This window comes from Bacteroides sp. BFG-637 (assembly GCF_024793605.1).
In the GTDB taxonomy this organism is placed as follows: domain Bacteria; phylum Bacteroidota; class Bacteroidia; order Bacteroidales; family Bacteroidaceae; genus Bacteroides; species Bacteroides vicugnae.
In genome coordinates this window covers 5809871-5822147 of sequence record NZ_JANUPD010000002.1, presented here as the reverse complement: position 1 = coordinate 5822147, position 12277 = coordinate 5809871, and the positions used below count along the sequence as shown (strand labels likewise).

Sequence of the window (12277 nt, the reverse complement as noted above, 5' to 3'; positions counted from 1 at the left end):
AAAGTATGATTATTTCGGGCATGTTGGCCCTATTGTTGGGTAGTGCGGTTCAGGCACAAACGATTCCCGTTTATTTGGATAATACAAAACCTGTAGAGGAAAGAATAGAAGATGCGCTCAACCGTATGACTTTGGAAGAGAAAGTGGCGATGACACATGCCCAGTCCAAGTTTTGCTCACCGGGTGTGGCACGTTTGGGAATTCCCGAATTCTGGATGACAGACGGTCCTCATGGTATTCGTCCCGAAGTGCTTTGGGATGAGTGGGAACAGGCCGGATGGTCTAATGATTCTTGTGTGGCTTTTCCTGCACTGACTTGTCTGGCGGCAACATGGAACCCCGAAATGTCTATGCTTTATGGAAAGAGTATCGGTGAAGAGGCGCGTTATCGTAATAAGTCCGTGTTGTTAGGTCCCGGAGTGAATATTTACCGTACTCCGCTGAACGGGCGTAATTTCGAATATATGGGTGAAGACCCTTATCTGGCCGGACAAATGGTAGTTCCTTATATACAGGGTGTACAACAGAATGGCGTTGCCGCTTGCGTAAAACACTATGCGCTGAATAATCAGGAAGTGAACCGCCATACCACCAATGTTATTGTGGATGACCGTGCTTTGTATGAAATTTATCTGCCTGCTTTCAAGGCTGCTGTCCGGCAGGGGAAGGCTTGGGCCATCATGGGATCTTACAACTTGTATAAAGGTCAGCACGGTTGTCATAACCAATATTTGCTGAATGATATCCTGAAAGGTGAATGGGGATTTGACGGAGTGGTTGTTTCCGACTGGGGAGGTACCCACGACACGGAAGAAGCTATTCATAATGGCTTGGATATGGAGTTCGGTAGTTGGACAAACGGACTTTCCAATGGGGCAAGCAATGCTTATGATAACTACTATCTGGCACATCCGTATCTTACATTGATAAAGGAAGGCAAAGTAGGAACAAAAGAGTTAGATGATAAAGTGAGGCGCATTCTTCGTCTGGCTTATCGTACAACAATGGATAGGGAGCGTCCTTGGGGTGCTTTGTGCTCGGAAGCTCATTTTGCTGCCGCCCGTCATATCGGTGAGGAGGGTATTGTGTTGCTGCAGAACAATAACAATGTATTGCCTATTGATTTGGATAAGGTGAAAAAGATTGCTGTGATTGGTGAGAATGCTGTGAAGATGATGACAGTGGGCGGTGGTAGTTCTTCACTGAAAGTGAAACATGAGTTTTCTCCGTTGGATGGGATCAGAACTAGATTCGGAAATAGGGCGGAAGTTGTTTATGCCCGTGGATATGTGGGTGATCCTACAGGTGAGTATAACGGTGTGAAGTCTGGTCAGGACTTGAAAGACGACCGTTCGCCGGAAGAACTTATTGCTGAAGCTGTGGAAGTTGCCAAAGAGGCTGATTATGTGATCTTTGTCGGTGGGTTGAACAAGAGTGCGCATCAGGATTGCGAAGATGCAGACCGCAAGGAACTTGGTCTGCCTTATGGACAAGACGAGGTGATAAAAGCTTTGGCACAGGCTAACAAAAATCTGGTTGTCGTCAATATCTCGGGTAATGCAGTATCTATGCCGTGGATCAAGGATGTTCCGGCTGTGCTTCAGGCATGGTATTTAGGTTCGGAAGCCGGCAGTGCGATAGCGGCAATTTTGGCAGGTGATGTGAACCCGTCGGGGAAATTGCCGTTTACTTTCCCTGCTGCTCTGGAGGATGTAGGTGCTCATAAATTAGGCGATTATCCGGGTGTTCTTAGAGCGGATGGCAGTAATATTGTGGATGAGAAATATAATGAAGGAATTTTCGTAGGCTATCGTTGGGCGGATAAACAGAAAACAAAACCTTTGTTTCCTTTCGGACATGGTTTGAGTTATACTACTTTTAAATATGGAAAGGCTGTAGCTGATAAGAAGGTAATGGGAGCGGATGAAACGCTTACTATTACTGTACCGGTAACAAATACAGGTAGTCGTGAGGGGAGCGAAGTAGTACAATTGTATATCAGTGACTTGAAATCATCTTTGCCTCGTCCTGTAAAGGAGCTGAAAGGATTCAGTAAAGTGAGGCTGGCTCCGGGTGAGACAAAGGAGATTACTTTTACTGTCAATGAAGATGCTTTGAAATTCTTTGATGACACCCGTCATCAGTGGGTGTCAGAGGCGGGTAAGTTCGAGGCAGTCATAGCATCTTCTGCTACAGATGTCAAGTCCAGAGTTCCTTTTGAGCTAAAATAGAGTTGTAATTCTTGTTTCTTTATGGTTCTTCGTCAAGTTTCGTGTTGGCAAATCTCATTGAAAGACCAATGTGTAAGGGTCTTTAGCCTAAATTAAGTAACACGGAATTTGACTAAGAACCTTATTTTTCCTTAGCCAACGTAAATACAAATTCCAATCCGCCACCCTGATTGTTTTTGGCGGAGATGTTGCCGCCGTGGATGATGACGGCGTTCTTCACGATAGCCAGTCCCAACCCTGTTCCGCCCAGTTTGCGTGAGCGGCCTTTGTCTACCCGGTAGAAACGTTCGAAGAGGCGGTTCAGATGTTCGGGAGATACTCCTATACCTGTGTCGGCAAAGCTGAAATAGTAGAATTTCTCATCTTCGCGGAAACAGTTGATATTTATTTGAATATTGGTTCCGGCGTATGCAATGGCATTGTCCATCAGGTTGCGGAAGATGGAATAGAGCAGTGAGTAATTACCTTTGATTTGTATGCTCTTTTTCAGGGAGTTGATTACTGTTATATGCTTTTCGTCCAGTTCCAGTGACACTTCATTGATAATGTTTCCTACCAGTACACTGATGTCCACCCGTTCCATATCGATCATGTTGGCGGCTTCATCCATGCGGGTGAGTACGGAGATGTCGCGTAATAGTCGGCTTAACCGGTTGCTTTGTGCATAACAACGTTCGAGGAATACGTTGATCTTCTCACGTGGAATATTTTCATTGCTGACAATGGTTTCCAAATACCCCTGAATACTGCTGACGGGAGTTTTCAACTCGTGGGCGATATTTTGGGTCAGTTGGCGTTTGAGTCTTACTTGCTCTTCTTCCTGGGTGACGTCATTGATGGAGATTTCAAAGCTGGCATCCTGGAAGATGATACATTCTACGATAAATGTCCGTCCGTTCTTGTTGATGGTGACTGACATTCGTTTCTCACCTTTTCCTCTTGAACGTTCTTGCTGGTTCTTGTTGATAAAATGAATAATTTCTTTCAGTTCATTGATGGCAAAGACTTCTTCTGTTGTTTCCAGGTTTGAATCCGAGATCAGGTTACTGTATTGGGTAAAGAGGTTGTTGACTAGAATTTCTTTCTTGTCTTTTGTGAATATACCCAGTCCTTCGTGTGAAATCTGAAGATGGGTAATCAGTTTTTCGCGCTCAATGTAGAGAGCCTCTTTGGTTTCGTGCAGTCGTTTGTAGATTTGAATGATATGTTGGGAGATTTCTCCCAGTTCATTGTGCGGGAAAGCCGATTGCATAGCCATTTCGATAGGCTCGTTCCGGTCGGCGCGCATGGCAAATTCACGGAGCTGGTTGATGGAAGTCCCCAGTTTATTGGTGAATTTGTAGAAGATAACCATTAATAATAAGGTTACGATTACGGTAAACCATAAATAGTGCGGGTCTGCTTGCAGGTTGTTGATGAGGCTGACATTATAAGGCAAAGCCGAGCGCACGATATAATCTTTATAGCGGGTGGCTGAATAGAAATAGGGAAGTCCGGTTGTTTCGGAAGTACGGCGTACGTCATACCCGTTGCCATGCTTTATTGCCTTTTGTACTTCCGGACGGTTCTGATGGTTCTCTATCTGGCTGTTATGGCTCGGATAACTGTCGTAAACCACATTTCCTTCCATATCGATAAGGGTTACGCGTAAATCCTCCAGAATATGGTTGTTGACATATCCATTGATTATTTCACTGTCAATGGCTTGTTCGTCCAACTGTTCGTAGAGTCTGCTGTTGTAATCTTGCAATTTTGTATTCAGCAGTTCTATTTTGTATTCCCGTTCTCGTTGATACTGGTAAGCAATGAAACAAATGGCAAATACCAGAAACAGTGAGATAACCGAAAGGAAAAGCTTCCGGCTGAAAGAAAGAAAATGCTTTTGAGTTACAGGCAGGTTCATAATAACTATTTAATTCGGCATAATTATTTATTCAGCTTCAAAACAGTATCCGTATCCGAGACGGGTGACAATGCATTTGCCGTATACACCAATCTTTTTACGCAGACGGGTGATGTTTACGTCGATGGTACGGTCGAGCACGTACACTTCGTCACTCCAGATGCGGGCCAGGATGTCTTCACGCGAAAATACACGTCCCTTATTCTGTACCAGCAGAAGCAATATCTCAAATTCTTTTTTGGTCAATGGCACTTCTTCATCGTCGATACTTACTTTCTTCTTGGTGATGTCAATGACGAGCGATTGATAAGTAAGACGTTCGGGAGCTCTTTCCGTTTCCGTTGTTGCCGTGCGTCTTAGTACAGCCTTCACACGGGCAATGACCTCACGCAGAGAGAAAGGTTTCGAAATATAATCGTCCGCTCCCAGATTGAATCCGGTCACGGTATCGTTTTCAGTATCTTTTGCCGTGATAAAGATGATAGGCACTTTCGCTGTTTTCTTGTCTTTCTTCAAGATATTCGCCATTTTGAATCCGGAGATTTCTCCCATCATCACATCGAGGAGAATTAAATGATAGCTGCTGATGTCCATCTTCATTGCTTCTTCGGCAGAGTTTGCAGTGTCAACCTCATAGCCTTCGTTTTCAAGATTGAATTTCAGTATCTCACAGAGGTCTTCTTCATCGTCGACAACTAGAATACGGTAATCGTTCATAAGATATATGTATTAATGTGATATGACAAAGTTACGTTTTTATTTTATCCTTTGCAAAGATGGGGAGACTTTGTTACGGGCAGATGAAACAGACGTTACAATCATGTTACATTCCGGGAATCGAGAGGGCTGATATAAAATATAAAAGTTTTTGCTGATTGTAAGAGGAAAAAACGAACGCTATTTGTTATCTTTGTTAGCGAGATACAATAGAAATGTTTGACCATAGAAACTACAAATAATGATAAAAATTGACCTGAAAAGACATCGGCGGGAAATAATAGGCTCTGTTGTGGTGCTGTTAATTCTCCTTGGCGGTATGTCTGTGTTTAAATATACCTCATTCAATTCCGGTTTTGAGATTGTAGACGACTTGGGAGGGAATATATTCCCTTCGGCGATTCTGTCTGTTGCCACCACTGATGCGCAGGTGATTGTTCCGTCAGATTCAACGTATTTGGGGAATCCGAAATCGTGTATTGCTATTCGGGTGAAGTCGAAGACAGCCTATAGCCGGGTACGGATTGAAGTGGCTGAAACACCTTTTTTCTCCCGTTCGGTGTCGGAATTTGTACTAAACAAGCCCAGAACGGAATATACGATTTATCCTGATATCATCTGGAACTATGAAGCCTTGAAAAATGAGGCGCAGGCAGAACCGGTAAGTGTGGCTATTACTGTTGAGATGAATGGAAAGGATCTGGGGCAACGGGTGCGCACATTCTCTGTGCGTAGTATCAATGAATGTCTGTTGGGGTATGTATCGAATGGAACCAAATTCCATGATACAAGTATTTTCTTTGCTGCCTATGTCAATGAAGAGAATCCGATGATCGACCAGTTGCTTCGCGAGGCATTGAATACCCGTATTGTGAATCGTTTCCTTGGCTATCAGAGCAAAGCTAAAGGAGCGGTGGACAAGCAAGTGTACGCCCTTTGGAACATATTGCAGAAACGCAAATTCCGTTACAGTTCTGTTTCCAACACCAGCCTTTCGAGCAATGTTGTTTTCTCGCAGCGTGTCCGTACGTTTGATGATGCGCTGGAATCTTCACAGATTAATTGTGTGGACGGTAGTGTACTGTTCGCTTCATTGCTCCGTGCCATCAATATCGATCCGATCTTGGTACGTACACCGGGGCATATGTTTGTGGGGTATTATACGGATAATTCACATACGGACAAGAACTTTCTGGAAACAACCATGATTGGTGACGTCGATCTGGATGATTTCTTTCCGGATGAACAGCTGGACTCTACGATGGTAGGCAAATCGCAGAATGAAATGTCATTGCTGACTTTCGAGAAATCAAAGCAATATGCTAATAAAAAGTATAAGGAGAATGAGGAAGGAATCCACTCCGGAAAGTTGAACTATATGTTTCTGGAGATTTCAAAAGATGTGCGTAGGAAAATACAGCCTATAGGGAAATGATGTTTTTCAGGCACGGATTACACGGATTACGCTGTTGCTTTATGTTATCATCTTTCCGAAAACTGTGAAAACCGTGTAATCCGTGCCTGAAATTCGTATTTAATTCGTACTTTTGCCAAGTAATCATTTTAAAGTAAAAGGATGCAAGGCAAGAAATTTATCTCTCCCGGAGCATGGTTTTCTATGAGCTATCCGTCAGACTGGAACGAGTTTGAAGATGGCGAAGGCTCTTTTCTTTTCTATAATCCCGATGTATGGACGGGAAATTTTCGTATATCCGCATTTAAAGGAAAAGCCGGTTATGGTAAAGATGCTATCCGGCAGGAACTGAAAGAGAACGATTCGGCTTCGTTGGTGCAAGTCGGAGCGTGGGAATGTGCGTATAGCAAAGAAATGTTTCAGGAGGAGGGAACTTATTATACTTCCCATTTGTGGATTACAGGTGTTGATGATATAGCTTTCGAATGTTCCTTTACCGTACCTAAAGGCGGAGTTGTGAAGGAGGCGGAAGAAGTGATCGCTACTTTGGAGATACGCAAAGAAGGACAGAAGTATCCTGCTGAACTGATTCCTGTCCGTCTTTCTGAAATCTATTTGATTAATGAAGGGTACGAATGGGTGGTATCTACCGTGAAGCAGGAACTGAAGAAAGATTTTCAGGGAATAGAAGAGGACTTGGAGAAACTTCAGCAAGTGATTGACAGCGGTAAGATAGGTGCGAAGAAAAAAGAGGAATGGCTGGCTATCGGTATTACTGTCTGTGCGATTCTGACGAATGAAGTGGAAGGTATGGAGTGGAAGACGTTGATTGACGGTAACCGGGAAGCTCCTGTTGTTCAATATAATGACCGGATCATTGACCCGATGAAAATTGCATGGAGTAAAGTAAAGGCAGGTGAACCTTGCAATGTCATTGAAGAGTATAAATCGGTGATTATTAATCACTAATCACTAACCAACTAATCATTATTTACGTGGCAGTACCTTATTTACAGATAGATAACCTGACCAAGTCTTTCGGTGACTTGGTTCTTTTTGAAAATATATCTTTGGGCATTGCCGAAGGTCAGCGTGTAGGATTGATCGCAAAGAACGGTAGCGGAAAAACGACCTTACTGAATATCATTGCCGGAAAGGAAGGTTATGATAGCGGTAATATTGTCTTCCGTCGTGACCTTCGGGTGGATTATCTGGAACAAGACCCGCAATATCCCGAAGAACTGACAGTGCTGGAAGCTTGTTTTCATCATGGCAACAGCACAGTGGAGTTGATAAAGGAGTACGAACGTTGTATGGAAACCGAAGGGCATCCGGGACTGGCAGACCTTTTGGTACGTATGGATCAGGAGAAAGCCTGGGAATATGAACAGAAAGCCAAACAAATTCTTTCGCAACTCAAAATCCGTAACTTCGACCAGAAAGTGAAACAACTGTCCGGCGGACAGTTGAAGCGCGTCGCTTTGGCAAACGCCTTGATTACCGAACCGGATTTATTGATTCTCGATGAGCCTACCAATCATCTTGACTTGGACATGACTGAATGGCTGGAAGATTATCTGCGTCGTACCAACCTTAGCCTGCTGATGGTGACGCACGACCGTTATTTCCTCGACCGTGTTTGTTCGGAGATTATCGAAATAGACAATCAGCAAGTTTATCAATATAAGGGAAATTACAGTTATTACCTCGAAAAACGTCAGGAACGTATCGAAGCTAAAAGTGTAGAAATTGAACGGGCTAATAATCTTTATCGTACGGAACTCGACTGGATGCGCCGGATGCCGCAGGCACGCGGACATAAAGCCCGTTATCGGGAAGATGCTTTCTATGAATTGGAAAAGGTGGCGAAGCAACGTTTTAATAACGATAACGTCAAACTGGAAGTAAAAGCATCCTATATCGGCAGCAAGATATTCGAAGCCGACCATTTGTACAAGAGCTTCGGTGACCTGAAGATTCTGGAAGACTTTTCTTATATCTTTGCCCGTTATGAGAAGATGGGAATTGTAGGAAACAACGGAACCGGAAAATCTACTTTCATCAAGATATTAATGGGGCAAGTACAGCCCGATAGCGGTATGGTAGATATTGGCGAAACGGTGCGTTTCGGCTATTACTCGCAGGATGGTCTTCAGTTTGATGAACAAATGAAGGTCATTGATGTAGTGCAGGATATTGCCGAAGTAATTGAATTGGGTAATGGAAAGAAACTGACAGCTTCACAATTCTTGCAGCATTTCTTGTTTACTCCCGAAACGCAGCATAGTTATGTCTATAAGTTGAGTGGGGGAGAGCGCCGTCGTCTTTACTTGTGCACTATCCTGATGCGTAACCCTAACTTCCTCGTGCTGGATGAGCCTACCAACGACCTCGATATTATCACATTGAATGTGCTTGAGGAATATCTTCAGAATTTCAAAGGTTGTGTGATTGTCGTTTCCCACGACCGTTACTTTATGGATAAGGTAGTAGATCACCTGATGGTATTCAACGGACAGGGTGACATCCGTGACTTCCCCGGCAATTATAGTGATTATCGCGACTGGAAGGAGGCGAAAGCGCAAAAGGAGAAAGAAGCAGAGAAGCCGCAGGAAGAAAAGACTGCCCGCGTCCGCCTGAACGACAAGCGGAAAATGAGTTTCAAGGAAAAGCGTGAATTCGAACAACTGGAAAAGGAAATTGCCGACCTGGAAACCGAAAAGGCACAGATTGAAGAACTTCTTTGCAGCGGTACACTCTCCGTTGACGAACTGACCGAGAAATCGAAACGCTTGCCTGAAGTCAATGACTTGATTGATGAAAAGACGATGCGCTGGTTGGAACTCAGCGAAATAGAAGGTTGAACTGTGCCGCTGTATTGGCACACCTGTGCCAATGCGGTGGCATTGCAGTGCCAATACGGTGGCACAGTTGTGCCACTATGTTGGCACAAGTATAGTTCAGCCTATTGCTGTGATGACCTGATGATGATAATAACCCTGATAACGTAACCTTGTATGACAAACCTTACCAATTATCATAGCCACTGCCTTTATTGTGACGGGCGTGCCAATATGGAAGATTTTATCCGTTTTGCTATTAGTGAAGGCTTTACTTCCTATGGCATCTCTTCTCATGCCCCGTTGCCGTTTTCTACCGCATGGACTATGGAATGGGACAGAATGGAAGATTACCTTTCCGAATTTGCCCGTCTCAAAGAAAAGTTTGCAGATAAAATAGAACTTGCTGTCGGTCTTGAGATTGATTACCTGAACGAAGATAGCAATCCCGCTTTCTTCCGATTTCAAGAATTGCCGCTTGATTATCGGATAGGTTCTGTGCATATGCTCTATTCTCCGGAAGGGAAAATCGTGGATATTGATACTCCGGCAGATACTTTCCGTCAATTAGTGGACAAGCATTTTGGCGGTGATTTGGATTATGTAGTCCACCTTTATTATAAGAATCTGCTTCGCATGGTAGAACTGGGAGGATTTGATATTGTCGGTCATGCGGACAAGATGCATTATAATGCTTCTTGCTACCGTCCGGGATTGCTAGATGAACCGTGGTATGATACATTCGTTCGCAGCTATTTCACGGCAATTGCCGAACGTGGATACATTGTTGAAGTCAATACCAAATCTTATTATGAATTAGGAACATTCTATCCCAATGAACGGTATTTTTCTTTCTTGAAAGAGCTGGGTGTCCGGGTACAGGTGAACAGTGATGCACATTATCCGGAGCGGATCAATAATGGGCGTGCCGAAGCATTGGCAGCCTTGAAGAAAGCAGGCTTTGAGACAGTCGTGGAGTGGCATCATGGAAGGTGGGAAGATATGAGAATCGGTTCTGTTTCATTTGTATGAGAAAACGTGCTTTCCGTTGAGCGTCATTAGCTTACTGGGAAAACACGTTCTGGAATCTGTGAGATACTTGAAATTCTCTGTATATATATGTTATTTCAGGTTAGCTCCTTTTCCGGCAAGTTCAGGGATTGGTGTGAAGTTTCCACTATCAAATCCTCCGGGAATTGCAAACGGGTTCTTTGAATAACGGGTGATAATACCATTTGTTTCCCCTTCTTGGTTTACTTTGGTTGAGGCATTCGTTTTCCATCCATAGGTATTCCATTTCCATTTATTGGTCAGGTCGGGATTCAGTCCGTAAACAATGTTGTCAGCTATTGATATGGATGGCATGGGGTCGATGTTTGCGATGATATAGAAGCTTGAACCACTATTGCTGAATCCATCCGTCACATTATCGTCAGAATAACCAATGTTGTTTTTTATACTTACATTTTCTACATTAGTCATAACCAAATAGGCGGCAGCAAGGGAATTACTGCTGTTACCGGCATAATTGATAATCGTATTGTTGGAGAAAGAAATGTTTTTGGTAGTTCCTTTGGCATTGGAAGTATAGATACTTCCTTGCAGCAGAGTTCCTTTCTTGTACCAGATATTGTTTTCTATAGAGACATTAGTGACATCTGTGGTTATCAATGAACCAATGTTGAATATTGAACTTTTATCCGGAAATTTACTCATGTCGATATAGTTGTTTTTAAAGTATAGGCTGTTGATACCACCCAATGGTGCGTTAGTACCTGTCAGTGCGAGAATTGATTTGGCCGGTGCGTTGATGTTGCAGTCTCCGATCCAGACATTATGGGCGTTGCCTTGCTGTAGTTGCCCATAGACAAGTTTTCTATAGTGACATTCTTGAATACGATGGAACTGTTTTGTTGTAAACGTATGCCACCGGTACCGCTAAAATTAAGATTCGGTTTTTCTGTTGCCGACTTACTGATGAATACCACCTTTTTACCATTCATGGCTTGATCTCCATCCATGGTAATATTAAGAATGTGCTCTCCCGATAAGAAATAAATCGTTGGTTGAGACGGGGCGAGTATTGTTTTTTCCAGTGTCTGGTCCGTTTCGCTCAAATCTATTTCTTGTGATACAGGGAAATTCGTACTGTTAATTTCAATAGCGCTGTCTCCGTCTCCGATAGTGAAGAGAGTTTCTCCTTTCTGATAGATACTTAGATAGTCAATAGCCGGTTCAACCGGTTCTTCGGCAATAACTTCCACCTGCAACTTCAGGATTGTGCTGAATTTACCGGAATTAGCCAGAATTGAAATATCCGTGCTGTTAGATGCCGTGGCACGTGTCAATGTTGTCAAAGCTTCGGGTGCGGTTACGGTTAAGATAGCTTCATTGTCAAGAGGTTCGGATAATGTTGCATTCCAGCCGGCAGGACACGCCATTAATGCAATGTCATCTACACCGTTCAGCAATATTTTAAAGTTCTTACTTTCTTTAGAAGTGAATTTTTGAATTCCTGTCACTGACTCCTCAAATGTACATGAGAATGAACCAACGATGGGTACCGTTATTTCCGTATCATCTTTCAAGATCAGGTGGAACGATTTCCCGTCATCACTGATATTGACTGATTTAAAGAAACCCGTGTCTGTTGTTCCCTCTGCTTTTACCGGATGACCGTTGGAGTCTTCAACCGGCTTAAATTGTTCGCTGGTTTTATAACGTATTTCCCAATACCCCGTATCTTCGTTGATACGGAATTCCGGAGTAAGTCCGTCTTCGCCTGTTGCTTTTACCGGACTGTTGCCAACGAGTATGCGTTCAGGTGTTTCATTTCCATAACGTACGGTCCAATAACCTTCGCTGTCAATTCCCACCATGGGATAGATTGTTTCCTCCATCTTCTGAACAACTCTCAATATTTTACCATTGCTAAGAGTGATGGTATAGGCACCGTTTTCTTCATTCACCGTGGTAATGGTAGCCCCATTTCTATAAAGCTCTTGGAGAGCCGTAATATTTCCGTTCAGATTATTGGCCTGAATTTCCAATTTGGTCAGACGTTTTTGTAAATCGTGTACTTCATCCCAAAGATCATCAGTCTTGTTGCATCCTGCGAACACTACGGTCAGCATGATTAGAAGATTCCATAATTTCTTCATAATAATTCTAT

At 43.3% G+C, this 12277-nt stretch carries 9 protein-coding genes; 5 read left to right on the top strand and 4 right to left on the bottom strand.

Annotated elements, in window-relative coordinates; all coding sequences use genetic code 11:
* Window positions 1-5 precede the first annotated feature (5 nt).
* Window positions 6-2231, top strand: coding sequence for a glycoside hydrolase family 3 C-terminal domain-containing protein (locus NXX38_RS22995; RefSeq protein WP_371826265.1), 2226 nt, complete (start codon window positions 6-8; stop codon window positions 2229-2231).
* A gap of 121 nt (window positions 2232-2352) precedes the next feature.
* Here NXX38_RS22995 and NXX38_RS22990 read toward each other — a convergent pair whose 3' ends face one another.
* A complete protein-coding gene (locus tag NXX38_RS22990; protein WP_195649448.1) occupies window positions 2353-4134 on the bottom strand; it encodes a cell wall metabolism sensor histidine kinase WalK in 1782 nt (593 codons plus the stop codon).
* 27 nt (window positions 4135-4161) lie between these two features.
* On the bottom strand, window positions 4162-4851 hold the full coding sequence (locus NXX38_RS22985) for a response regulator transcription factor (protein WP_148364856.1): 690 nt from the start codon (window positions 4849-4851) through the stop codon (window positions 4162-4164).
* Window positions 4852-5092: 241 nt separating this feature from the next.
* Here NXX38_RS22985 and NXX38_RS22980 point away from each other — a divergent pair, with 241 nt between their 5' ends.
* From NXX38_RS22980 to NXX38_RS22965, 4 genes are all read left to right on the top strand, one after another.
* The gene (locus NXX38_RS22980) at window positions 5093-6286 is read left to right on the top strand and encodes a hypothetical protein (protein ID WP_148364857.1); all 1194 of its coding nucleotides are present in this window, start codon (window positions 5093-5095) and stop codon (window positions 6284-6286) included.
* Between the two features lie 141 nt (window positions 6287-6427).
* Window positions 6428-7234 (top strand): DUF3805 domain-containing protein, encoded by an 807-nt coding sequence (locus tag NXX38_RS22975; protein WP_148364858.1) that lies wholly within the window; start codon window positions 6428-6430, stop codon window positions 7232-7234.
* Between the two features lie 26 nt (window positions 7235-7260).
* The gene (locus tag NXX38_RS22970) at window positions 7261-9129 is read left to right on the top strand and encodes an ABC-F family ATP-binding cassette domain-containing protein (protein WP_148364859.1); all 1869 of its coding nucleotides are present in this window, start codon (window positions 7261-7263) and stop codon (window positions 9127-9129) included.
* Window positions 9130-9282: 153 nt separating this feature from the next.
* Entirely contained in the window at window positions 9283-10137 is an 855-nt protein-coding gene (locus NXX38_RS22965) for a histidinol-phosphatase (RefSeq protein WP_148364860.1), read from the top strand.
* Window positions 10138-10227: 90 nt separating this feature from the next.
* Here the strand turns inward: NXX38_RS22965 and NXX38_RS22960 are convergent, their stop codons facing one another.
* Both NXX38_RS22960 and NXX38_RS22955 read right to left on the bottom strand, forming a co-directional pair.
* Entirely contained in the window at window positions 10228-10821 is a 594-nt protein-coding gene (locus NXX38_RS22960) for a hypothetical protein (RefSeq protein ID WP_258981292.1), read from the bottom strand.
* Between the two features lie 62 nt (window positions 10822-10883).
* Window positions 10884-12266 carry a DUF4988 domain-containing protein gene (locus NXX38_RS22955; protein ID WP_258981290.1) on the bottom strand — a complete coding sequence of 461 codons (1383 nt, stop codon included), beginning with the start codon at window positions 12264-12266 and terminating at the stop codon, window positions 10884-10886.
* Between the last annotated feature and the right edge of the window lie 11 nt (window positions 12267-12277).

Bases quoted from the DNA above. Each gene is read 5' to 3' on its own strand.
- NXX38_RS22985 (WP_148364856.1), bottom strand. From the start codon at position 4,851: ATGAACGATTACCGTATTCTAGTTGTCGACGATGAAGAAGACCTCTGT.
- NXX38_RS22960 (WP_258981292.1), bottom strand. From the start codon at position 10,821: ATGAGTAAATTTCCGGATAAAAGTTCAATATTCAACATTGGTTCATTG.
- NXX38_RS22955 (WP_258981290.1), bottom strand. From the start codon at position 12,266: ATGAAGAAATTATGGAATCTTCTAATCATGCTGACCGTAGTGTTCGCA.
- NXX38_RS22980 (WP_148364857.1), top strand. From the start codon at position 5,093: ATGATAAAAATTGACCTGAAAAGACATCGGCGGGAAATAATAGGCTCT.
- NXX38_RS22990 (WP_195649448.1), bottom strand. From the start codon at position 4,134: ATGAACCTGCCTGTAACTCAAAAGCATTTTCTTTCTTTCAGCCGGAAG.
- NXX38_RS22975 (WP_148364858.1), top strand. From the start codon at position 6,428: ATGCAAGGCAAGAAATTTATCTCTCCCGGAGCATGGTTTTCTATGAGC.
- NXX38_RS22995 (WP_371826265.1), top strand. From the start codon at position 6: ATGATTATTTCGGGCATGTTGGCCCTATTGTTGGGTAGTGCGGTTCAG.
- NXX38_RS22965 (WP_148364860.1), top strand. From the start codon at position 9,283: ATGACAAACCTTACCAATTATCATAGCCACTGCCTTTATTGTGACGGG.